The 22,398-nt window shown below is 66.2% G+C and carries 18 protein-coding genes; 8 read left to right on the plus strand and 10 right to left on the minus strand.

Annotation, left to right across the window (positions count from 1 at the left end):
• Positions 1-23: 23 nt before the first annotated feature.
• Positions 24-1,910, minus strand: coding sequence for a lipopolysaccharide assembly protein LapB (locus IB258_RS14470; protein ID WP_054451952.1), 1,887 nt, complete (start codon positions 1,908-1,910; stop codon positions 24-26).
• Here IB258_RS14470 and mutM point away from each other — a divergent pair.
• The 4 genes from mutM to IB258_RS14490 all read left to right on the plus strand — a co-directional run bounded on the left by mutM (position 1,909) and on the right by IB258_RS14490 (position 5,823).
• Positions 1,909-2,736, plus strand: coding sequence for a bifunctional DNA-formamidopyrimidine glycosylase/DNA-(apurinic or apyrimidinic site) lyase (gene mutM / locus IB258_RS14475; protein ID WP_054451953.1), 828 nt, complete (start codon positions 1,909-1,911; stop codon positions 2,734-2,736). The two genes, IB258_RS14470 and mutM, sit on opposite strands and share 2 nt — an antisense overlap.
• Before the next feature lie 139 nt (positions 2,737-2,875).
• Entirely contained in the window at positions 2,876-3,829 is a 954-nt protein-coding gene (locus IB258_RS14480) for an MBL fold metallo-hydrolase (protein ID WP_119449627.1), read from the plus strand.
• Between the two features lie 109 nt (positions 3,830-3,938).
• Positions 3,939-5,609 (plus strand): FAD-dependent oxidoreductase, encoded by a 1,671-nt coding sequence (locus tag IB258_RS14485; RefSeq protein ID WP_175180607.1) that lies wholly within the window; start codon positions 3,939-3,941, stop codon positions 5,607-5,609.
• 19 nt (positions 5,610-5,628) lie between these two features.
• Entirely contained in the window at positions 5,629-5,823 is a 195-nt protein-coding gene (locus IB258_RS14490; protein WP_054451956.1) for a DUF2783 domain-containing protein, read from the plus strand.
• Positions 5,824-5,829: 6 nt separating this feature from the next.
• Here the strand turns inward: IB258_RS14490 and IB258_RS14495 are convergent, their stop codons facing one another.
• Positions 5,830-6,738 carry a LysR family transcriptional regulator gene (locus IB258_RS14495; RefSeq protein ID WP_192352768.1) on the minus strand — a complete coding sequence of 303 codons (909 nt, stop codon included), beginning with the start codon at positions 6,736-6,738 and terminating at the stop codon, positions 5,830-5,832.
• Between the two features lie 165 nt (positions 6,739-6,903).
• Between IB258_RS14495 and hmgA the strand changes: the two genes are divergently transcribed.
• Together hmgA and fahA are read left to right on the plus strand one after the other, a co-directional pair.
• Positions 6,904-8,202, plus strand: a complete 1,299-nt coding sequence (hmgA, locus tag IB258_RS14500) for a homogentisate 1,2-dioxygenase (RefSeq protein WP_054451958.1) — start codon at positions 6,904-6,906, stop codon at positions 8,200-8,202.
• 124 nt (positions 8,203-8,326) lie between these two features.
• Positions 8,327-9,643, plus strand: coding sequence for a fumarylacetoacetase (gene fahA, locus IB258_RS14505; RefSeq protein ID WP_125472697.1), 1,317 nt, complete (start codon positions 8,327-8,329; stop codon positions 9,641-9,643).
• Between the two features lie 7 nt (positions 9,644-9,650).
• Here the strand turns inward: fahA and IB258_RS14510 are convergent, their stop codons facing one another.
• The 8 genes from IB258_RS14510 to IB258_RS14545 all read right to left on the minus strand — a co-directional run bounded on the left by IB258_RS14510 (position 9,651) and on the right by IB258_RS14545 (position 19,108).
• The gene (locus tag IB258_RS14510) at positions 9,651-10,667 is read right to left on the minus strand and encodes an acyltransferase (RefSeq protein ID WP_175161357.1); all 1,017 of its coding nucleotides are present in this window, start codon (positions 10,665-10,667) and stop codon (positions 9,651-9,653) included.
• A 444-nt stretch (positions 10,668-11,111) separates the two neighbouring features.
• Positions 11,112-13,007, minus strand: a complete 1,896-nt coding sequence (locus IB258_RS14515) for an LTA synthase family protein (RefSeq protein ID WP_192352769.1) — start codon at positions 13,005-13,007, stop codon at positions 11,112-11,114.
• A 144-nt stretch (positions 13,008-13,151) separates the two neighbouring features.
• Positions 13,152-13,880 (minus strand): FadR/GntR family transcriptional regulator, encoded by a 729-nt coding sequence (locus tag IB258_RS14520; protein ID WP_054451961.1) that lies wholly within the window; start codon positions 13,878-13,880, stop codon positions 13,152-13,154.
• A 156-nt stretch (positions 13,881-14,036) separates the two neighbouring features.
• Positions 14,037-14,771: a phosphatase PAP2 family protein gene (locus IB258_RS14525; RefSeq protein WP_175161353.1), complete on the minus strand. Its 735-nt coding sequence runs from the start codon at positions 14,769-14,771 to the stop codon at positions 14,037-14,039.
• A 62-nt stretch (positions 14,772-14,833) separates the two neighbouring features.
• Complete coding sequence (locus tag IB258_RS14530) at positions 14,834-16,204, minus strand: HAMP domain-containing sensor histidine kinase (RefSeq protein ID WP_175161351.1); 1,371 nt, start codon at positions 16,202-16,204, stop codon at positions 14,834-14,836.
• Positions 16,201-16,917, minus strand: a complete 717-nt coding sequence (locus IB258_RS14535) for a response regulator transcription factor (RefSeq protein WP_119450305.1) — start codon at positions 16,915-16,917, stop codon at positions 16,201-16,203. Before IB258_RS14535 ends, IB258_RS14530 begins: the two co-directional genes overlap by 4 nt.
• Before the next feature lie 29 nt (positions 16,918-16,946).
• On the minus strand, positions 16,947-18,362 hold the full coding sequence (locus IB258_RS14540) for an FAD-binding oxidoreductase (protein WP_192352770.1): 1,416 nt from the start codon (positions 18,360-18,362) through the stop codon (positions 16,947-16,949).
• A gap of 116 nt (positions 18,363-18,478) precedes the next feature.
• Complete coding sequence (locus IB258_RS14545) at positions 18,479-19,108, minus strand: BPTD_3102 family carboxylase-like protein (RefSeq protein WP_054451966.1); 630 nt, start codon at positions 19,106-19,108, stop codon at positions 18,479-18,481.
• 332 nt (positions 19,109-19,440) lie between these two features.
• Between IB258_RS14545 and IB258_RS14550 the strand changes: the two genes are divergently transcribed.
• Positions 19,441-20,832 carry a phosphomannomutase/phosphoglucomutase gene (locus IB258_RS14550; protein WP_054451967.1) on the plus strand — a complete coding sequence of 464 codons (1,392 nt, stop codon included), beginning with the start codon at positions 19,441-19,443 and terminating at the stop codon, positions 20,830-20,832.
• Between the two features lie 8 nt (positions 20,833-20,840).
• Positions 20,841-22,394 (plus strand): glucose-6-phosphate isomerase, encoded by a 1,554-nt coding sequence (pgi, locus tag IB258_RS14555; protein ID WP_175180601.1) that lies wholly within the window; start codon positions 20,841-20,843, stop codon positions 22,392-22,394.
• The last annotated feature ends 4 nt before the right edge of the window (positions 22,395-22,398 follow it).

Genomic DNA, 22,398 nt, shown 5'->3' on the forward strand with positions numbered 1-22,398 from the left:
GAGCGCACGTTGAAACACTGCGGTCACAGGCTGATCCCCAGGCGCTTGGCCACGTCCTGAACAGTCTTGTTCTTGGGATCCTTGGCCACCGCGGCGCGCAGCAACTCGACGGCCTGGTCGCGCTTGCCCTGGGTCCAGAGAACCTCGGCCAGGTGGGCTGCGATATCTGCTTCCGGACGCACACTGTAGGCGCGCCGCAGGTAGTCGGCAGCAGCTGCGGAATCGCCCATGCGGTACTTGACCCAGCCCATGCTGTCGAGGATGAACGGATCGTTGGGCGCGAGCTCCAGCGCTTGCGTGATCAGATCCAGGGCCTCGGGCAGGCGCTGGTTGTGATCGGCCAGCGTGTAGCCCAGCGCGTTGTAGGCATGCGCATGATCAGGGTCCAGCGCGATGACCTGGCGCAGCATGCGTTCGAGGTCGGCCAGACGGTTCTGGCGTTCGTACAGCATGGCCAGTTCGTACTTGATCTCGACCGTGTCGGGCAGCGCCTGATCGGCCGCTTCCAATACCGACACAGCCTGCTGCACGCGGTCGGCGTCGCGCAGGATCTGGGCCTTGGTCAATACGCCCAGCGTACGCTCTTCCTCGTCCTGCGGTCCGGCGGCGTCGATCATGGCCAGCGCGTCGTCAATGCGACCGCTCTTGGCGCGCAAGGCGGCCTGGCGCATGCGCACCGAGTAGCGCAGCGTCGGATCGTCGATACGGCCCAGTTCAGCAATGGCGTCGTCGTAATGGCCCTGGTCTTCGGCGATGCGGGCCAGCAAGACATGGGCGTCGGCCGCGGCGGCGCCGGCATCGGTTGCGCCCGGGACGGTCGCGCGCTGGCGTTGCTGCTGCACGTCCAGATACTGTTGCAACAGGCTCTTGGCCTGCGGCAATTGCCCGGCCTTGTAGGCCAGTTGCGCCTGCATGAACAGGAGGTCGAAATCTTCCGGCGAACGGCGCGACATGGCCTGCAATTCAGCCAGCGCGCCGTTGTAGTCGCCGCTGTCGGCCAACTGGCCGGCCAGCATCAGGCGCACCTTGCGGGCGTTGGGATTGCGGGCGATATAGGCGCGCGCCTCGGTCTGCGCGCGCTGCGGGTCCACTTTGTAGCCGTATTCCAGCACGCGCAGGGCCGCGGGTTCCGACTTGGGATCCGCCGCCAGGGCCGCGCGCGACTCCTGCGCGGCACGGGTGTAGTCGCCCGAGGCGGAAGCCACGTCAGCCAGCGCCAGGTGCGCTGCCGGCAGCTTGCGCACGCTGTCGCTCAGGGATTCGTCGAGGATGCGCAGGGCGAGGCGGCGGTCGTTCAGGCGGCTCAGCACGGCCAGGGCCTGGCCGATGGCGGCTGGCTTGTCGCGCGAGGAATCGATGCGGTTGCGCAGGGCCTGCGACAGGCCCTTGGTCTGGCCGTTGGCGGCGGCCAGCGCCAGCTCGGTGGAACTGGCCTCGACGTCGTTGGGAGACAGGCGCGCCCAGACCCGCGCGGCGTCCAGGGCGCCGGGCAGGTTGCCGCCGGCCAGTTGGAATTCGAGGGCACGGCGGGCCAGGCGTGGATCGCCGGTATCCCGCGCCAGGCCCAGCATGGTGGTAGCCGCGGAACCGTACATGCCGCGCTGCGCGGCGATCTCGGAGGCGAGCACGCGATAAAAAATGTCCGCGGTCAGCGAGACATAGGGCAACTGCCCGGGGCGCAGCCGTATGACTTCGGTTTCAGGGTGGCGGCTCTGGGGCGCCATCCTGGGCCCGGTCGCATCGCGCGTCCGGCTGTCGGCGGCCTGGGCCGGCGGGGTCAGTATTGCTGCCAGCGCAAGCGCTAGCGCGGCGATCCCGATGTTTATAGGTTTGAAAGACGACTTCACGCGGCCCGTCCGGTTGATGGCACAATCTTCGTACACGCAATTAATGATCTTACACTGGCTCATGCCGGAACTGCCTGAAGTCGAAACCACGCGTCGGGGAATCGACGCCGTCATCACCGGCCGGACGCTCACGCGCCTGGTCATCCACGAATCCCGCATGCGCTGGCCGATCCCGCAGGATCTGCCGTCGCTGGTCGCTGGCCGCGCCGTGCTGGAATGCGCGCGCCGCGGCAAGTACCTGCTGCTGCGATTCGAACACGGCACCCAGATCGTGCATCTGGGCATGTCGGGGTCGCTGCGCAGCGTCGCGCCTGGTGAATTCCTGCGCAAGCACGACCATGTCGAATGGATCTTCGAACAGGCCGTGCTGCGCCTGCATGACCCGCGGCGCTTTGGCGCGGTGCTGTGGCACCCCGAATCCGACGGCCCCATCGAAGCCCACCCCCTGCTGGCCAAGCTGGGCATCGAACCCTTCGATCCACGGTTCGACGGCGCCTGGCTGCACCGCCATTTCAAGAACCACAGCGCCGCCATCAAGCAGGTGCTGCTGGCCGGCATGGCGGTGGTGGGCGTGGGCAATATCTATGCGTCGGAAAGCCTGTTCCGCGCCCGCATCAATCCCAAGACGCCAGCCAACAAACTGTCGCCCGCCCGCTGCGAGCGCCTGGCCGACATGGTGCGCGCCACCCTGGCCGATGCCCTGACCTCCGGCGGCAGCACACTGCGGGACTACGTCGGAGCCACCGGCGAACCAGGCGCCTACTTCGAGATCCACGCCGCCGTCTACGAACGCGAGGGTCTGCCCTGCCGCGTCTGCGCCACCCCGATACGGCGCATCGTCCAAGGCCAGCGCGCCACCTACTATTGCCCGAAATGCCAAAGGAATTGACCGCTGCCGCCCCGGAAATCCACGGGAAATCCCTGTAAAAACAAGACCATTTGTTTATAGCAAACGTATTGCACGAAAACTAACGTCAAGCTATATTCCTTCCACACACCCTATTCCTATAAAAGTGGAAGGAGCCTCCATGAGCAAGCAATTCGCCTCGCACGCCGACCTGGACGACAAGGTCGTCTCGTTCGAAAAACTGTCCGACAACGCCTATGCCTACACGGCCGAAGGCGATCCCAACACGGGCGTGATCATCGGCGACGAGGCCGTCATGGTGGTCGACACCCAGGCCACCCCTGTCATGGCACAGGACGTGATCCGCCGCATCCGCGAAGTCACGGACAAGCCCATCAAGTACATCCTGCTGTCGCATTACCACGCCGTGCGCGTGTTCGGCGCGTCGGCCTACAACGCCCAGGAAATCCTGGCCAGCCGCGACACCTACGACCTGATCGCCGAACGCGGCGAACAGGACAAGGCCAGCGAAATCGGCCGCTTCCCCCGCCTGTTCCGCAACGCCGAATCGATTCCGCCGGGCCTGGTCTGGCCGACGATGACGTTCAAGGGCGAAATGACGGTCAACCTGGGCAACCTGGAAGTCAAGCTGCTGCAAGTGGGCCGCGGCCACACCAAGGGCGACACCATCGCCTGGTTGCCCGAGCAGAAGATCCTGTTCGCTGGCGACCTGGTCGAATACCAGTCCACCCCCTACTGCGGCGACGCCTACTTCCGCGACTGGCCCAGCACGCTGGACGCGCTGTCTGGCTTCGAAGCCGAAAAAATGGTCCCGGGCCGCGGCCCCGCGCTGAAGAACGCCACCGAAGTCCGCCAGGGCCTGGCCGGCACGCGCGCCTTCCTGACCGACCTGTACGGCGCGGTGAACCGCGGCGTGGCCGAGGGCAAGGACCTGAAGACCATCTACCGCGAGGTCTACGACTTCATGAAGCCGCGCTACAGCGACTGGGTGATCTTCGACCACTGCATGCCGTTCGACGTGTCGCGCGCCTATGACGAGGCCACCGGCTACACCCACCCGCGCATCTGGACCGACAAGCGCGATCTGGAGATGTGGGCGCAGCTGGAAGGCTGATCCCGGCGGGCCGCCAACGGCCCATCCGAGCACCAACCGGAATCGCGCGCCGCAAGGCGGCGCGCGGCTTCGTGACATAAAAACAATATGACCCACACAGGAGACAACCGTGGGAGACATCGACTTTCAGGCGATGGAATTCGCCTATGAAAAACACGCCGACCAGGCCGCCAGCGAGCTGGCGCGCCATCAGGTGGTGGTGGTGGGAGCCGGCCCGGTCGGTCTGACCACGGCGCTGGACCTGGCGCGCCAGGGCGTGCGCGTGGTGGTGCTGGACGACGACTTCCGCCTGTCGACCGGCTCCCGCGCCATCTGTTTCTCCAAGCGCACGCTGGAGATCTGGGACCGCCTGGGCGTGGGTCAACGCATGATCGACAAGGGCGTGTCCTGGAACGTGGGCAAGGTCTTCTTCCGTGAGCAGGAAGTCTGGCGCTTCGACCTGCTGCCCGAACCCGGCCATCGCCGCCCGGCCTTCATCAACCTGCAGCAGTACTACGCCGAAGGCTATCTGTACGAGCAGGCGCGCCAGGAACCCAACATCGATCTGCGCTGGAAGAACAAAGTTGTCGGCCTGGAGCAGCGCGATGACGGCGTGGTCCTGAACGTGGAAACCCCGGACGGCGCGTATGCCTTGCATGCCGACTGGCTGATCGCCTGCGACGGCGCGCGTTCGCCGGTGCGCAAGCTGATCGGCCAGGAAAGCCACGGCCGCATCTTCCGCGACCGCTTCCTCATCGCCGACGTCAAGATGCAGGCGGACTTCCCGACCGAGCGCTGGTTCTGGTTCGACCCGCCCTTCCATCCCAACCAGTCCGTGCTCTTGCACCGCCAGCCCGACAATGTCTGGCGCATCGACTTCCAGCTGGGCTGGAACGCCGACCCGGTCGAGGCCGTCAAGCCTGAAAACGTGCTGCCGCGCATCCGCGCACTGCTGGGCCCCGACGCGCGCTTCGAGCTGGAATGGGTCAGCGTATATACCTTCGCGTGCGAACGCATGGACAAGTTCCGCCACGGCCGCGTCGTCTTCGCCGGCGACTCCGCGCACCGCGTATCGCCGTTCGGCGCCCGCGGCGCCAACAGCGGCGTGCAGGACGCGGAGAACCTGGCCTGGAAACTGAAGCTGGTGCTGGCCGGCCAGGCGCCCGAGACACTGATCGACAGCTACGCCGTCGAACGCGAATACGCCGCCGACGAGAACATCCTGAATTCATCGCGCGCCACCGACTTCATCACGCCCAAGAGCGACATCAGCCGCAATTTCCGCAACGCGGTGCTGAACCTGGCCAAGACCCATCCGTTCGCGCGCTCGCTGGTCAACAGCGGCCGCCTGTCGCTGCCCGCGACCTACACCGGTTCGCCGCTGAACACGCCGGACACCGACGCCTTCAGCGGCCGCATGGTGCCGGGCGCGGTGGCGCTGGACGCGCCCGTGAACGCGCAAGATTGGTGGCTGGCGCAATTGGACGGTGAATTCGTGCTGGCGTTCTTCTGTGGCGACGCCCTGCCCGACCGCAACACGCTGCTTGCCCTCCAGGCGCTGCGCATGGCGCCTGTGCCGGTCAAGGCCGTGCTGGTCGCCAGCCCGCAATGCGATCTGTCCGCGCTGCCCAACGAGCTGGCGTCCGTCACGGACCGCGAAGGCTGCCTGGGCAAGCGCTATGACGCGCAAGCCGGCACGGCCTACCTGATCCGCCCCGACCAGCACATCACCGCCCGCTGGCGCGCCTTCGACGCCGGCGCCGTCACCGCGGCCGTCAGCCGCGCCACGGGCCGGGCCTGAACTTCGAGATCACTCCATCATGCTGATTACCGAAACCAACTTGGTCTCGCCTGACGACTTCTACGAAGCGCTGATCGAGACCCACCGCGACCTCACCAACGAGCAAAGCCAGGAGCTCAACGCGGCGCTGATCCTGTTGCTGGCCAACCACCTGGGCGACATGGAAGTGCTGCGCGAGGCGCTGCGGCAAGCGCGGGCGTCCGTGGCGCCGTAGTTCCCTTCACGCCCCGACCGCGAACGCATTGACGATCAACGCGCGCAGCCACTGGTTGCCGCTGTCGCGGTCCACCCGGCGCTGCCAGTACATGTTGGTCTGCAGCGCCGGCACTCTTACCGGCGGCGTCATGTAGCGCAGGCCGAATGGCGGCGCGGCGCTGGCGGCAAGTTTTTCGGGCACGGTGGCCAGCAGGTCGGTCGCGCTGACGATGTAGGGCACGGCCGAAAAATGCGGCACGCTGAAATGCTCGGCCAGATCGACGCCGGCGCGTTCCATGGACTGGTTGACCTGCCCATAGGGCGCCGCGCGCGACACGATAAGGTGGCGCTCGGCCCGGAAGGCCTTGAGGCTCATGCCGGCGTGCGCCGTCGGATGCGCCTGCCGGAACAGGGTCGCATAGCCCTGGCGGAACAGCATGCGCTGTAGCGTACCCGCCCCCATTTCATCGAATGCGCCGATCGCCAGATCCACCCGCCCCGCCTCCATTTCCCGAGGCAGATCCGGTCCCTGCACCCGCACCGAATCGATGCGCACCTGCGGCGCCACCTGCACGCAGACTTCCATCAGGCGCGGCATGAAGTGGATCTCGCCCACGTCCGTCATCGCCACCCGGAAGCGGCGGGTGCTGGTGGCGGCATCGAAGACGTCCTGGTCTTTCAGGGCCTGCGACAACATGGTCAACGCCTCGCTGACTGGGCCCGCCAGGCGCTGCGCGCGCGGCGTGGGCAGCATGCCCTGCGCCGTGCGCACGAACAGATCGTCGCCGAATGCTTCGCGCAGGCGGCGCAGCGCGTTGCTGACCGCGGGTTGCGACAGGTCCATGCGCCGCGCCACGGCCGACAGATTGCGGTCCTCCAGCAGATGCTGGAACAACAGCAGCAGGTTCAGATCGACATCGCGCAGCTCGGCCATACGCCCCCCTACTATTCACAAAATTTATAGTCTCTATTTTTGCATTCCCATAGCCGTAGCGGGGATTTTTTCCGACAATGCCATATGGGCTCCGGAAACCTTCCGCACGAGCCACCCGCACCAGGCCGCGCGGCCAAGCACCGCGCCGCCGCTCAGGAGGAATCCATGGAACTGCAATACCAGACCGGCTTCGGCAACAGTTGCGCTACCGAAGCCCTGCCCGGCGCGCTGCCGCTGGGCCGCAACTCGCCGCAGCAATGCCCCTACGGCCTGTACGCCGAGCAGTTGTCCGGCACCGCCTTCACCGCGCCGCGCAGCGAAAACCGCCGCTCCTGGCTCTATCGCATCCGTCCCGGCGCGCAGCACAAGCCGTTCGAGGCCTTTGACGGCGCCGCCGGCTGGCAAAGCACCTTCGGCCAAGGTCCCGTCACGCCCAATCAGTTGCGCTGGAGCCCGTTGCCCATCCCCGCCGCCCCCACCGACTTCCTGGAAGGCGTGAAGACCTGGGGCGGCAACGGCGGCCCCGACGAACTCAGCGGCGTAGGCATCCACCTGTATGCGGCCAACCGTTCGATGCAAGGGCGCTACTTCTACAACGCCGACGGCGAACTGCTGCTGGTGCCGCAGGAAGGCCGCCTGCGCCTGGCCACGGAGCTGGGCCTGATCGACCTGGAACCGCTGGAAATCGCCGTCATCCCGCGCGGTGTGCGCTTCCGCGTTGAACTGCTGGACGGCAACGCGCGCGGCTACATGCTGGAAAACTTCGGCGCGGCCATGCGCCTGCCGGAGCTGGGCCCCATCGGCTCGAACTGCCTGGCCAATGCCCGCGACTTCAAGACCCCGGTGGCCTGGTACGAAGACCTCGAAGGCGACTTCGAACTCATCGCCAAGTTCACGGGCGGCTTCTGGCGCGCTTCCATCGACCATTCGCCGTTGAACGTGGTGGCCTGGCACGGCACGCACGCGCCGTACAAGTACGACCTGCGCAACTTCAACACCGTCGGCTCCATCAGCTACGACCATCCGGATCCCTCGATCTTCACGGTGCTGACCGCGCCGTCGGACACCCCGGGAACGGCCAACATGGATTTTGCGATCTTCCCGCCGCGCATCCTGGCCATGGAGAACACCTTCCGTCCGCCCTGGTTCCACCGCAACATCGCCAGCGAATTCATGGGGCTGATCCAGGGCGTCTACGACGCCAAGGCCGACGGTTTCGCGCCGGGCGGCGCCAGCCTGCACAACTGCATGAGCGGCCACGGCCCCGACGCCGAGACTTTCGAAAAGGCCTCGCACGCCGATACCAGCAAGGCCCACTACATCCGCGACACGATGGCCTTCATGTTCGAGACGCGGCGCGTCATCCGCCCCACGGAGCAGGCGCTGGCCTCGGTAGAATTGCAAGGCGACTACTACCGGTGCTGGCAGGGCATCGCCAAGCATTTCGACCCCAGCAAGGCGTGACGCGCAGGCCTTCTGCCATCCACGCCCGCGGCGATGAGCGCAAGCTCATCGCCGCTTGGCATTTGTAATTCCCGGCGCCTGACGCCCGGCCACCGCATAACCACACTGAAAGAGACACGCAGCCATGACCACCATCAACGAAACCCACGACCCGTCCCTGAAGAGCTGGATCGCCAGCGCCAACACCGGCGAGTCGGATTTCCCGGTGCAGAACCTGCCCTATGCCACCTTCCGCCGCAAGGGTTCGACGGAGTCGTTCCGCCCCGGCGTGGCCATCGGCGACCAGATCCTGGACCTGGCCGCGCTGGCCGCCAAACAGCCCTTCGAGGGCCTAGCAGCAGAAGCCCTGGCCGCGTGCGCCACGGACAGCCTGAACGCCCTGATGGCCCTGGGCCAGGCCCACTGGAGCGCCCTGCGCCTGGCGCTGTCGCGCGCATTGCGCGAAGGCGCTGCCCTGCGCGGCACGGTCGAGCCCCTGCTCGTCGCGCAAGCCGACGCCGAATACACCACGCCCGCCCGCATCGGCGACTACACCGACTTCTACATCTCGGTGCACCACGCCACCGCCGTGGGCAAGCAATTCCGCCCCGACAATCCCCTGTTGCCGAACTACAAGTGGGTGCCCATCGGCTACCACGGCCGCGCCTCCAGCATCGGCGTGGATCAGAAGTTCCCCCGCCCCGTCGGCCAGACCCGTCCCGCCAATGAAGGCGAAGCGCCGCAGTTCGGCCCCTGCGCCCGCCTGGATTACGAATTGGAGCTGGGCATCTTCGTCGGCACCGGCAACGCCCAGGGCGACCGCATCCCCCTGGCCGACGCCGAATCGCACGTGTTCGGCCTGTGCATCCTGAACGACTGGTCGGCGCGCGACATCCAGGCCTGGGAATACCAGCCCCTGGGCCCCTTCCTGGCCAAGAACTTCGCCTCCACGATCTCGCCCTGGGTCGTCACCATGGAAGCGCTGGAACCGTTCCGCACGCAGTGGATGCGCGGCCCGTCCGAACCGCAGCCCCTGCCCTACCTGGCATCCGATGCGAACCGCGCCAAGGGCGCCTTCGACGTGCAGATGGAAGTCCTGCTGACCACCGAAAAATCGCGCGCCGACAAGCAGCCGCCGGCCTTCCTGTCGCGCAGCAACTTCCGCGATGCCTACTGGAACGTGGCGCAGCTGATCACCCACCACACCGTCAACGGCTGCAACCTGCAACCCGGCGACATGCTGGGCACCGGCACCCTGTCCGGCCCGCAACCTTCGGAAGCCGGCTCGCTGCTGGAACTGTGCAACGGCGGCAAGAATCCCATCGACCTGCCTTGGGGCGAAAAGCGCACCTTCCTGCAGGATGGCGACCAGGTCATCATCCGCGCCGAATGCGTGAAGGCAGGCTATCCGCGCATAGGCTTCGGCGCCTGCTCCGGCACCGTGCTGCCCGCCCGCGCCTGATCCGCGCCTAGTCCGCGCCGGCGCCCGCCCTGGCGGGCGCCGTCAACGCCTCGATCTCATCGTCCTTGGCCTGCCACTGCTGGCCCAGCCAGTGGTGAAAGGTCGTACGGAACGCCTTGTCGCCGGAATAGTTGCCTTCGCAAAACTCCGGCGGCACCGGCAACTGCCGCATGCGCACCAGCACCTGCCCCGCACGACCGCAGGCCAGATCCCAGAAGCTGGGCGCACCATCCGGATAGACGATCGTCACGTCTATCATCGAACGAAACCGCTTGCCCATCGCATTCAACGCCACCGCCAGTCCGCCCGCCTTGGGCTTGAGCAGATGCCGATACGGCGATCCTTGCGCAGCGCGCTTGGCAGGGCTGAAACGCGTCCCTTCAGCAAACACCATCACGCTGGTCGGCACCAGCGAGAACTTCGCGCAGGCCCGCCGCGCAGTCTCCTGATCCTGCCGCCCCAAATCCGGATTGCGGCGCAACGCCGCCTTGCCGTGGCGCTTCATGAACGGAAAATCCAGCGCCCACCACGCCAGCCCGATCACCGGCACATAGATCAGCTGCTGCTTCAGGAAGAACTTCAGCAACGGAATACGCCGGTTCAGCGACTGCTGCAACACGAAGATATCCACCCAGGACTGGTGATTGCAGTTCACCAGATACCAGTCCGCATAGCGCAGGCCGTCATTGCCCTGTACATCCCAGGGCACATCCTGGATCCGCGCCAGCCATCCGGCGTTGCAGGACACCCAGGCCGTGGCAATGCCGTTGAGCACGGGATCGACACCCCGCCTGACCGCCGCGAATGGCAGCAGCAGCTTCAACAAGGCCAGCGGGAACAGCAGCAGGCACCAGAACACCGTGTTGAGCGCCAGCCAGACGGTGCTGATAACGCCCGTCACCCAGGCGAAACGTCCACGCGGCAATGGCAACACGCGACGGCGCGCAGGCGCGCGAGCACTGGATTTGTTTGATTGGGCAGGCGCAGCGCGGCCAGCCCCGGAAGACGATTCAGGAAAAGTCATGCGCCAGTTTCCTACCTTCAGCAAAAACTCGACTTGCGCAGAATCAAGCCACGATCAGCGCACAGCGCACAGCGCCACCACCAACGGCAACACAGCGCAAGACACCGCGTATGCTCGATCAGGCCGCCCGGGCGGCCTGATCGAGCGGGCACCGCAAAATCTTCCACCGCCCCGTCGCCCGCGGCAAGCACGCCAAGCAAACCACCCACCCCCGCGACGGTAAAGTTTCAAAAACCGAAGCTTGGGGCGTTGGGGGCCTGGGGCGTGCGGGGCGTCGATAAGCCCGAGGGAATCTGAAGGAAAGGCCGAAGGCCTTGACGAAGATGACGACGGGGAAGTCCGGAGCGAAGGCTCCGCACCGCAATCGTTGCCCCGCGCGCCCCAGGCCCCCAACGCTCCAAGCGTCTTAAGAACCAGCAGCATCCCGCACAAACCACGCCGCCATCAAGGCAACCGATACCGCTCTTCCCGATAAGCCCAACTAGCCCACAAAGCATGCGCCAAAGCCTCTTCCGAGAGCCGAGGATCCAAAGGTTCCACCGGCGCATAAACCTCATCCCGCCCCACAGGCGCAGCCTCATACCTGAACTGCCGCGGCGCCTTCGAAGGCTCCAGCACCAGCAATTGATCCCCCCGCAAATACCCGAAATTATCCGCGTACTGCATCATCGCCCGATCAGGATCCCGCTGCGTCAGGTCCACGCCCAGCATCGGATTCACGTTGTCCAGGCCCATCAAGGACAGCATGGTAGGCGCCATATCGATCTGGCTGACCAACCGTTCATCCTGCCGAGGCGCAATCCCCGCCCCCAGAATCAGCGCAGGAATCTGGAAATGCCGCACCGGCACCGGAATGGAACCGTAAACACGCGAATCGTGATCAGCAATCACCAGGAACACCGTGTTGTCCCAGTACGGCGCCTTGCGCGCCTTGTCGAAGAACTGCCCAAGCGCCCAGTCCGCATAGCGCACAGTGTTATCCACCGTCGCCGGATCGCCCACCGGCTTGATGCGCCCTTCCGGATACTCCCACGGCGAATGGTTCGTCACCGAGAATGCCAGCGTGAACACCGGCTTGTCGCCATCCGCGCGAAGCAGCCGGTCCACCTGATTGAACATGTCCTCGTCCGACGCTCCCCACGACCCCTCGAACACCGGATTCACGAACTTGGGACGATCCACGATTTCGTCGAAACCGTTGCCCAGGAAAAAGGCCCGCATATTGTCAAAGTGCGACTCGCCCCCGTACACGAAACGCGAATGGTAGCCATGCTTGCCCAACACCTGCGCCAGCGTGAAGAAACCCGTCTGCGAACGCGGCAGCTTCACCACCGCGTCGGCCACGCTGGGCAGGAACCCCGCCGTCACCGCCTCGATGCCCCGCACCGAACGCGTGCCCGTCGCATAGGCACGGTGGAACATCCAGCCTTCCTTGCCCAGCCGGTCGATATTGGGCGTCAGGTCACGCCCGCCCAGGCTGCCCACATACTGCGCGCCCAGGCTTTCCTGCAGGATGATGACCAGATTCAGCGGCTTGTCCCGGCGCACCGTCGCCTTCTGCTCATGCAGGCTGGGATAGCGCGCATCCAGCGGCGCCCCCGTCAGTCCCGCCTTCTCACGCACAATGGCATTCATTTCGTCCACAGCCATCCTGGGATACATCGCGGCCGAGGAACGCTCATCGCGCATGCGGTAGGCGGCATCGAACACGCTATACAGCGAATTCAGCGCCAGCGCGTTGACCATGGCGTCCGAACTGTAGGCAACCTTGGCCGGATTGATCGGACGATGCTCCAGCGTGCCGCGCGCGCCCAGGAACACCAGCGCCAGGATCACGAATGAAGCCACCGGCCGTTTCCACCACGACATGAAGGGATCGCGCGTGCGGGTCGGAAACAGGCGGACCGACAGCCAGGCCGCCAGCACCAGCACCACAAAGGCCGCCAGCAGCACGCCCTTGTAGCCCTGCCACAGCATCGAACCGACTTCCTTCGGATTGAGCAGATAGATGAAATAAAGCCGGTTTGGCCGCGTATCGTATTCCGCGATGAACTGCGGCGTGGAAACCTCCAGCAGCACGAACAGCATCCACCAGGCGCGGAACCACCAGGCGGTGATGCGGGCGCCCAGCGGCCGATGCCCGAACCAGGGCGAAAACACCGCCGGCAGCGCGATCACCATGGACATCAGGCAGACGTCGATGCGCAGGCCGCCCAGCAGCAGCGGCCCCAGCCCCCCTGCCGCCTCCACCCGGTCCCACATCCAGAAGGCCAGCCCCAGCCGCGACAGCGTCAGCAGCGCCAGGACCGCAATGATGAACCGCAGAGTCAGACGGCGCATGCGAGCACCTCCCCCTGGCGCCGCAACGCCTGCTCAGATGAAAGAATGCCGCTGTATATGCCGAGCAGAGCCATGCCGCCTCGTGGTTCGAAATTGGAAAACGCGCAAAGGTTAACGCGGTTTGGGACGATCCCGCGGCCGCTCTTACTGGGCGCGCCGCAGCCGCTCGCGGCTGTTGCTCAGATGCGTGCGCATGGCTGCGCGCGCGGCCTCCGCGTCCTGGCGCTGGATCGCACTGTAGATGTCTTCGTGCTCGAGGTTCACACGCGCCAGGTAGGCGGCGCGGTCCTCGTGTGCGAACTTCGCCGAATTGATCCGCGTGCGTGGAATGATGGCCGAACCCAGATGCGACATCAGATCCGCGAAATAGCGGTTGTCCGTGGCTTGCGCGACCAGCAGATGGAACTGGAAGTCCGGCGTGACGGTGTCCCCGTCGTTTTCCAGCGCGCTCTTGAAGGCCTCCAGCGCGCGCCGCATCTCATGCAACTGCTCCGGGCTGCGCCTGGCCGCAGCCAGGCCGGCAGCCTCGCTTTCCAGGCAGATGCGCAGCTCCAACAGCACCAGCACATCGCGCACCGTGGCGATGTCGGCAGGATCCACGCGGAAATCCCCGCCGCCGCTGGGCTCCAGCGCATATGTCCCCACGCCGTGATGCGTCTCTACCAGGCCCGAAGCCTGCAGTCGCGACAGGGCTTCGCGCACCACCGTACGGCTGACGCCGAACTGGCGCATGATCTCGGATTCCGTCGGCAATTTTTCGCCGGGCCGGATGTCCCCGCCACGGATGCGTTCCGTGATGCTCTCGACCAGCCCCTGAGCCAGGTTCCGGGGACGACGCCGCGGCGTGACGGGAGTATCGGCGGGAACATTCATTGGCTAGGATCCGAAAACAGTTGAGCGCGGCCGGGGACCGAGCGTCGCCGCTCATTGTACTTTGGGCCGGTATCGAGTCCCGCGCTCCAGAATGGCGCCGGCGACGCGCAGCATGCCGCCGTTTCGCCCGGAGCAACCGTCCCGGAAGTCCCATGGCTAATGGTTCAAGCCCGGGACGGCCGGACGCGCAACGATGAGGGGATAGAAAAACAGGGCCGCCAGGAACCACATCAAGGTAGCGGACCAGAGCGTCTGACTGAGAAAATGGGCGCCCTGCAAGATACGCACCGTGGAAAAACCCACTCCTCCCGCGATACCCGCTGCCAGCCCCCACCAGCGCCATGCCGGACGCCCCAGCGCCCAGCCCAGGAAATACAGGGTCAACATCGAATAGCCCGCGCCCGCATGACCGCTGGGCAAAGCGCCGCCCCCTCCTGCCCGCACCCAGGTCCACCAGTAAGACGGATAAGGGGTGTAGCCGCCCAGGGAGTCCAGATCATAGGGACGGGGCAGCGTCGTGTAGTGCTTCAGTTGGTTCACCAGCACCTGCCCGGTCAGGCAAGTTGCCGCCAGCGCCAGCGCCGGCCCGCGCCACGGCCGCCAGGCCGGAATGCGATAGCTTGCCGCCGCCACGCCCACCGCGGCCAGTCCTATCCCGATAGGCAGGGCCAACACCATGCGATGCCCGATCAGATCCAGCCAACGGTTCAGACGCAGCGGAAAATCGTCCAGCGCCGGATCGAACAGCGCTCGGGCGATGCGCATATCCAATCCTGAGACATTGGCCCACCAAGCCAGGCAGGCCAGCGCAAGCGTGATCGCAAAGACATGGATCGACAGATACGATGCCGGCGTCGGCTTGCGCAACGCGGGCGGCGATAAAGGCGGCATGGTGGCGACAGGATGTCCGTCAGGCAAACGGGCAGCTTAGGCCGCCGACAGTCAAACTTTCGTCAAATTTGACCTTGCGCCCCACCGGCCGCCGCCATCGCATGCCCCTCAGCGGCCTCAAAACGCAGCGTGAAGCAGGTGCCGCGCTGCTCGCCCTGGCGCGAAGAATCGACCGTCAGCGACCAGCCCTGCATATCGCAGACGCGCTTGGCGATCGCCAGTCCCAGACCGCGCGCCGTCTCGTCGGGGCCGCCCGCGCCCGAATCCCGCATGCGGCCGCTGTAATAGCGGCGGAACAGGAAGGGCAGATCGTCGGCGGCAATGCCTTTGCCATCGTCGCGCAGCTCCAGCGCGCCGTCGGCCGCCATGCTGGCGGTCAGCGTCGCGGGCGCGGCGTGTTCCACCGCGTTGCGGATCAGGTTGCGCAACACGGTCAACAAGGCATAGCGATCCAGCATGCGAACCTGACCGGCGGCGATCCGGTTTTCGAAACCGAGCCCGGTCAACCCCGCCTGGGTTTCGTACCCGCGCCAGGCGTTGTCCATGCATTCGCCGAGATCGACGGACTCCGCCGGGCGCAGTTCGTCCCGCGCCATGGAGCGTGCGCTCTCCAGCGACACGATCACATCGTCCACGTTGTCCACCACGCGAGTCAGCCGCTGGCGTTGGTCCGGAGTCAATACCTGGGTCAGCAGCATCAACTCGCTGTCCGAGCGGATCGCGGCCAAGGGCGTGCGCACCTCGTGGCTGAGATTGCCCGCGAATTCGCGCTCGCGCGCAATCGACCTGTCCACCTGGTTCTGCACCCGGTTGAAGGCCTCTATCAGCCGGCCCGCCTCGTCGTCGCGCGTCACTGCCATATCGGGCGACCCCGGCGCCCAGGTGGCCAGCCGGTCGGTCAGGTCCAGCAACGGACCGACCGCGATGGCCGCCACGCGCCGTGACAACGCATAGGCGCCCACCACGCAAATGGCGCCCACGCCCAGCACGATCAGGCCGAAGTCATGCACCCGCCCTTCGTTCTCGGTGGCGTCGTACAGCAGGTACACCTTGGCCCGTCCTGTTTCGGCCACCATCACGTGCCAGGTGTAGGCGCCCGGCTCCACCAAATGCAGGCCGCTATCCAGAGACTCGATTTCCGGCGGCATGTCGGCGGGCCGATTGCCGTCCAAGCTGACCCAGGCGCGCATCGAACCGCCCAGTTCGCGCACACCTTCGCGCGGCAGGAAACCGTCGCTGACCCGGGCGTGCTGCACCAGCCGGTCCATTTCGGTGTTGAGGATGTCGTTGACCAGATCGTCTTCCATCTGATCGAAGGTCAGGTAGGCCAGCAGGGCCAGCGCCGTCACGAACAACGCCACGGTTCCGGTCAACGCCCAGACCACGCGCTGGGTCAGCGTACCCCCCGCAGACGCCGACGAAATGCCGCTCATCTTGTCGCCCCGGCTTCCAGCGTGAGGCGCCAGCCGGTGCCGTGAATGGTTTCGATACCGTCGAAACCGGCATCGGCCAGCGCACGCCGCAACAAGTGGACCTGGCTGCGCAAAGCATCGGACGAAGGCGGCTCGTTGCCCCACAGCGTGGACTCCAGCTCCTCGCGCGACACCACCCTGCCGGGATCGCGCAGCAGCGCCTCGATGATGAGGCTGGCCTTGCGTGTGAGGTGCACGGGGCTGCCGTTGACCGACACCGCACGGTTGCGGGTATCGTAGGACAGGGGGCCAAAGGCCCGCACCGAGTCCACTGTCGCGCCCTTTGCGCGCTGGATAAGCGCCACCAGGCGCGCTTCCACTTCCAGCAGCGCGAAAGGCTTGGTCAGGTAGTCGTCCGCGCCATGCGAGAACCCGGCCAGCTTGTCTTCCAGGCTGTCGCGCGCCGTCAGCATCAGCACCGGAACATCCGCGCGCATGTCGTTTCGCAGCGTGTGCAGCACTGCGTTTCCGTCCATGCCCGGCAGGCCGATATCCAGGATCAGGGCGTCGAAGCGCTGCTCCTTCAGCCGCTCCAGCGCGGCCGGCCCCGAGTAGGCGGCATCGGGCAGAAAGCCGCGCGCTTCCAGGAAGGTGTACAGATTGCCCGAGATGACCGGATCATCCTCGACGATCAATACCCTGTAATTCGCGCCCGCCGCGGGACTGGTTGCCATGGTTGCGATTCCCTTTCGTGCGCGCCACCTCAGGCCCGCAGTACCTTGCCCGGATTCATCAGCCCTTGCGGGTCCAACGCTCGCTTTATTCTGCGCATCAGATCCAGTTCGATGGCGCTCTTGTAGCGCGGCAGTTCGTCGATCTTGAGCTGCCCGACGCCATGTTCCGCGCTGATCGAACCATGGTGCGCGTGCACGCTGTCGTGCACCACGCCGTAGATGTCGCCTTGCAGCGCCAGCAGCTCGGCCTCGGTCTGCCCCGGCGCATGGGCCACGTTGTAGTGCAGATTGCCGTCGCCCAGGTGCCCGAAGATCACATGGCGCACGCCAGGAAATCGCGCCTGCAGCAAGGCGTTGGTCTTGTGCACGAAGCCGGCGATGGCAGAGATCGGGATCGACACGTCATGCTTGACCGACTTGCCCAGCTCCGCTTCGGCCAGCGGAATACTTTCGCGCAAGTGCCACAGCGCCTTGCTTTGCGCCACATTCGCGGCAATGGCTGCATCGTTCACGAGCCCGCTTTCGATGGCCTCGCCTAATACGGTCTCGAAGCGTTCGCGCGCGTGCGCCTCGCTTTCGCTGTCGGACAGCTCAAGCAGGGCGAACCATGGCGATGCGGCGGAATCTCCCTCGAAGGGCAGGCGCTGCTGCGGGAATAGTCGAACGACCGACTGCAGGCAGGCACCGCTCATCAGTTCAAAGCCGGTCAGCGCCGCGCCAAAGCCCGCCCGGGCGCGCGACAGCAGCTCGACGGCCTGATCGATGCCGTCCAGGGTCAGCAATGCCGTGCATGAAGCCACGGGCCTGGGAAACAGTTTCAGCGTGGCTGCGGTGATGATACCCAGCGTGCCTTCGCTGCCGATGTACAGGTCGCGCAAATCGTAGCCGGTGTTGTCCTTGCGCAGGCCGCGCAGGCCGTGCCAGATCTCGCCTTCGGCGGTCACGACCTCCAGGCCAAGAGTCAGTTCACGCGTGTTGCCGTAGCGCAGCACCTGGGTGCCGCCGGCATTGGTCGCCAGGTTGCCGCCTATGGTGCAGCTGCCTTCGGCGGCCAGGCTCAGTGGAAACAGCCGGCCCGCCGCGGCTGCGGCCTCCTGTACGGCCTGCAGCACGCAGCCCGCTTCCACGGTGATCGTGTCGTTGTCGGTATCCAGTGCGCGCACCGCTGTCAGGCGGGTGGTGGACAGGATCACCGCGCTGCCGGACAGGTCAGGCGTGGCGCCTCCGCACAGGCCCGTGTTGCCGCCTTGCGGCACCACCGGCACCCCATGGGTAGCGCACAGTTTCACGGCCGCCGCCACTTCCCCGGTCGAGCCGGGACGGATAACCGCCATCGCGGCGCCTCGATAACGGCGGCGCCAATCCAGCACATACGTGTCGGCGTCCGTGCCCGTCAGCACGTGGGATGCGCCCAGAAGGGACTGTAGATCGCTCAGCAAGGTCATAGCGCGGCACAAGTAGCGCCTGGGGCGAGCCCAGGCTGGGAGTGTGCGGTCTATTGTAGGGGGTGAGCGCCCGGGTCACAGCACGGCGGGCATGCCGCACCCGCCGGCAGAGCCTTTCAGCCGACGGCCTGATCCAGCCGCGTACCCGTCAGGCCCGAACAATAGGCCCGCGAGGCGATGCGGTTCATGAGAAAAGCGCGGTCGACGCCCGCGGGGCCGGGCATTTCCGACAGCGCGCGGTAGGCGCGGCGCAGGACCTCGCCCCGGGTCGCGCCGCACACCAGCAGCCGCGTGCATGGCAGGCGGCGGTCCACGCAACCATCGATGCGCAGTTCCAGCGCATGGGCAGCGACCGGTTCGCAGTCATGCACGGCCGTGCCCGCATGTGCCTGCGCCTGGGCGTCGATCACGCGGAACACGCCGCTGCGATCGTCCAGCGCGAAAGCGACAGTGCCCATGCCCTGCCAGCCGCGATCCCGCGCCACGTCGGCGGCGACGGCGCGCAACGCGCTTTCCACGGAAACCGGCAGATGAGGCGCCGGACACTCGGCGATCAGCACGCGGGCGTCGCGCCATACGCAGCGTTCCCAGGCGCGGCCCGTGGCCAGGCCGCCCGCCTCGGAAACGAACACGTGAATGTCGAGCCGGCGCTCGCGGCCTGCGGCCGGTCCGGCGTGATCCGTGGGCGGGCCCCGCCGGTTTGAGGCGCCCCTGGATGACATGACAGTAGAAACTTTGGCGCCCATGGCCCCTCCCGGTCTTTCTGCTTGCATAGCAAGCGTATCACCTTCGGAGGACGAGCAAGTTTTGTGCCATGCCCAGCCCACTGGGCAAACCCCGTAGCGCGGCCTGCCGCCGCACCGGAAACACGCGTGGGAGCCCGTGGGCGCACCAGATCGGGGCGGACGTCCCGCCACGGTGCAAGAAGGGAAAAAGCCCTACGCCGTCTGCCGGATGAAGGGGGAGCGCCAATGGGGGATAATTCCGGTTTAATCCCTAGCCAGGCGCGTTTTGATATGCGGGTTTACCAGAATCCGCTTCAGAACCCGAGCTGGAACCCAACATCCAAGGAACCGTCGTGGGCAACAACACGCAATTTCCGGGTTCGGTCTTCAAGGCCTATGACATCCGCGGCACCGTGCCCGACCTGATCGACGCCCGCTTCGCCCGCGCCCTGGGCGTGGCGCTGGCAGCCCGCGCGCGCGAACAAGGCGTGCAGACCCTGGTCGTCGGCCGCGACGGCCGCCTGAGCAGCGAGATGCTGTCGGTGGCGCTGCAGGAAGGCATGCTGGAAGGCGGAGTGGACACGCTGGACATCGGCATGGTGCCCACGCCGCTGGTCTATTTCGCCGCCAACGTCATGCAGACGGGATCGGGCGTCGCCATCACTGGCAGCCACAATCCTCCCAAGTACAACGGCTTCAAGATGATGATGGGTGGCCGCGCGCTCTACGGCGAGGACGTTCAGGCGCTGGCTGCCAGCATGAACGGCCCTGCCAGCGCCCCGGCGGCCCGGCCCGGCGTGCGCCGCCAGCTGGACCTGGTGGCGTCCTACATCGCGCGCGTCGCGTCCGGCATCAAGCTGGCGCGGCCCATGAAAATCGCCATCGACTGCGGCAACGGCGTGGCCGGCGCGGTCGCCCCGGCGCTGTTCCGCGCCCTGGGCTGCGAGGTCACCGAGCTGTTCTGCGAAGTGGACGGCACCTTCCCCAACCACCATCCCGATCCCGCCGAACCCAAGAACCTGCAGGACCTGATCAAGTGCGTGGCCGAGACCGACTGCGAACTGGGCCTGGCTTTTGACGGCGACGGCGACCGCCTGGGCGTGGTGACGAAATCGGGTCAGATTGTCTGGCCGGACCGCCAACTGGTGCTGTTCGCCCGCGACGTGCTGGACCGCAATCCGGGCGCCACCATCATCTATGACGTGAAGTGCAGCCGCCACGTGGGCCTGTCGGTCGAAGCCGCCGGCGGCGTGCCGCTGATGTGGAAGACCGGCCATTCGCTGGTGAAGGCGAAGCTGGCCGAGACCGGCGCCCCGCTGGCCGGCGAGATGAGCGGCCACATCTTCTTCAAGGAGCGCTGGTACGGCTTCGATGACGGGCTCTATACTGGCGCGCGCCTGCTCGAGATCGTGTCGCGCGACGCCGATCCCTGCGCCGTGCTGGAAGCCCTGCCGCAAGACGTTTCCACCCCCGAACTGAAGCTGGAAATGGAGGAAGGCCAGCCCTTCACCCTGGTCCAGGCCTTGCAGGAGCAAGGGCAATTCCCCGGCGCGAATCGCGTGATCACGATTGATGGCGTGCGCGCGGAATATCCTGACGGCTTCGGCCTGGCGCGCCCCTCGAACACTACGCCGGTGGTCGTGCTGCGTTTCGAAGCGCAAACGCCCGCCGCGCTGGAACGCATACAAGCCGACTTCCGCCGCGAACTGAGCAAACTCGCGCCGCAAGCCGATCTGCCTTTCTAGTTTTGCCTATGTCCTTATCGAACAGCCCAGCCTGGCAACAGTTCCTCGCGGCCACACACGCCGCGCCGCGCAGCGGCGAACAATTGCGTGTCCTCAATGCCCCCGGCCTACGCCTGGACCTGAGCGCGCAGGCGTATTCACCGGACCTGCAAAAGGCCGAGGCAGCCCTACTTGAACAACAGGGTTTCGACGCTGCCCGGTCCTGCCTGTTCGACGGCGGCAACGCAAACTGGACCGAACAACGCGCCGCCTGGCACACCGCGCTACGCGCCCCCCAGCCGCCCGCCAGGGTGGCCAAGTCCGTCCTCGGCGAACGCGAGCGCATGCGCGAATTCGTGCGCCAGGCCGACGCGGCCGGGCGCTATGGCAGCGTGCTGCACCTGGGCATAGGCGGCAGCGACTGGGGGCCCCGGCTGGTCACGCGCGCCCTGCGCCACGGCGGCGCGCGGCGCGAAGTGCGTTTCGCCTCCAACGTGGATTCGCATTCGGTCGCGGACGCGATGAGCCGCCTGGATCCGCACGACACCTTGGTCATTGTCGCCTCCAAGTCGTTCACCACCACTGAGCCGCTGGCCAATGCCGAGGTCGCCATGAACTGGCTGCGCGATGCCGGCGTGGCGGATCCGATCAGACAGGTCGTGGCGGTCACCGCCAACGTCGAGGCGGCCTTGAACCTGGGCATCCTGCCCGATCACATTTTCCAGATCTGGGATTGGGTGGGCGGACGCTATTCGCTATGGTCGGCGATCAGCCTGCCGGTCGCACTGGCGCTGGGCACAGACTCCTTTGACCAACTACTGGCGGGCGCCGCCGCCATGGACGAGCATTTCCGCACCGCGCCCATCGAGGAAAACGCGCCCGTCCAGCTGGCGCTGGCCGGCGTCGTAAACCGCAGCGTGCTGGGCTACGATTCACTGGTGATTGCACCCTACGATTCGCGGCTCTATCACATCGTGCCCTGGGCCCAGCAGCTGGAAATGGAATCGCTGGGCAAGGTCGCCACCGCCGACGGCAGCCCGGCCGGCGTGCCCACCGGCCCGGCCGTCTGGGGCATGTCGGGCACCGATTGCCAGCACACCTTCTTCCAGTGGCTGCACCAGGACACCCGGGGCGCTCCCGTCGACTTCATCCTGTGCGAAAAACCCGACCACGCCTACGCGCGCCACCACGAGCTGCTGATCGCCAACTGCCTGGCACAGCGTTCCGCGCTGCTGCGTGGCAAGTCCTTCGAGGAAGCGCTGGCCGAAACCTCGGCGATTGAAAGCGATCCCGACCGCGCCCGGCTGCTGGCGCAGCACCGCGTCCATCCGGGCGGACGGCCCTCCTCGCTCATCGTGCTGCCCCACCTGGAGGCCTATACCCTGGGCGCGCTGCTGGCGCTGTACGAACACAAGGTGTTCACCCAGGGCGTGGTATGGGGCATCAATCCCTTCGACCAATGGGGCGTTGAATTCGGCAAGGCCTTGGCCAAGGGCATCATGCACGAGTTGAATTCGCAGCAAGCCAGCCAGCAGGATCCCTCCACCCGCTACTGGATCGACGCGATCACGCGCCGTCCTTAAGCGC

The organism is Achromobacter sp. ACM02 (assembly GCF_014851605.1).
GTDB lineage: Bacteria > Pseudomonadota > Gammaproteobacteria > Burkholderiales > Burkholderiaceae_B > Achromobacter > Achromobacter aegrifaciens.

What these genes read in the sequence shown, in the direction of transcription:
- IB258_RS14495 (WP_192352768.1), bottom strand. Translation starts at nt 6,738, where the DNA reads ATGGCCGAGCTGCGCGATGTCGATCTGAACCTGCTGCTGTTGTTCCAG.
- mutM (WP_054451953.1), top strand. Translation starts at nt 1,909, where the DNA reads ATGCCGGAACTGCCTGAAGTCGAAACCACGCGTCGGGGAATCGACGCC.
- IB258_RS14535 (WP_119450305.1), bottom strand. Translation starts at nt 16,917, where the DNA reads ATGGCAACCAGTCCCGCGGCGGGCGCGAATTACAGGGTATTGATCGTC.
- IB258_RS14525 (WP_175161353.1), bottom strand. Translation starts at nt 14,771, where the DNA reads ATGCCGCCTTTATCGCCGCCCGCGTTGCGCAAGCCGACGCCGGCATCG.
- IB258_RS14530 (WP_175161351.1), bottom strand. Translation starts at nt 16,204, where the DNA reads ATGAGCGGCATTTCGTCGGCGTCTGCGGGGGGTACGCTGACCCAGCGC.
- IB258_RS14545 (WP_054451966.1), bottom strand. Translation starts at nt 19,108, where the DNA reads ATGGGCGCCAAAGTTTCTACTGTCATGTCATCCAGGGGCGCCTCAAAC.
- pgi (WP_175180601.1), top strand. Translation starts at nt 20,841, where the DNA reads ATGTCCTTATCGAACAGCCCAGCCTGGCAACAGTTCCTCGCGGCCACA.
- IB258_RS14490 (WP_054451956.1), top strand. Translation starts at nt 5,629, where the DNA reads ATGCTGATTACCGAAACCAACTTGGTCTCGCCTGACGACTTCTACGAA.
- IB258_RS14540 (WP_192352770.1), bottom strand. Translation starts at nt 18,362, where the DNA reads ATGACCTTGCTGAGCGATCTACAGTCCCTTCTGGGCGCATCCCACGTG.
- IB258_RS14515 (WP_192352769.1), bottom strand. Translation starts at nt 13,007, where the DNA reads ATGCGCCGTCTGACTCTGCGGTTCATCATTGCGGTCCTGGCGCTGCTG.
- hmgA (WP_054451958.1), top strand. Translation starts at nt 6,904, where the DNA reads ATGGAACTGCAATACCAGACCGGCTTCGGCAACAGTTGCGCTACCGAA.
- IB258_RS14480 (WP_119449627.1), top strand. Translation starts at nt 2,876, where the DNA reads ATGAGCAAGCAATTCGCCTCGCACGCCGACCTGGACGACAAGGTCGTC.
- IB258_RS14510 (WP_175161357.1), bottom strand. Translation starts at nt 10,667, where the DNA reads ATGACTTTTCCTGAATCGTCTTCCGGGGCTGGCCGCGCTGCGCCTGCC.
- fahA (WP_125472697.1), top strand. Translation starts at nt 8,327, where the DNA reads ATGACCACCATCAACGAAACCCACGACCCGTCCCTGAAGAGCTGGATC.
- IB258_RS14520 (WP_054451961.1), bottom strand. Translation starts at nt 13,880, where the DNA reads ATGAATGTTCCCGCCGATACTCCCGTCACGCCGCGGCGTCGTCCCCGG.
- IB258_RS14470 (WP_054451952.1), bottom strand. Translation starts at nt 1,910, where the DNA reads ATGAGCCAGTGTAAGATCATTAATTGCGTGTACGAAGATTGTGCCATC.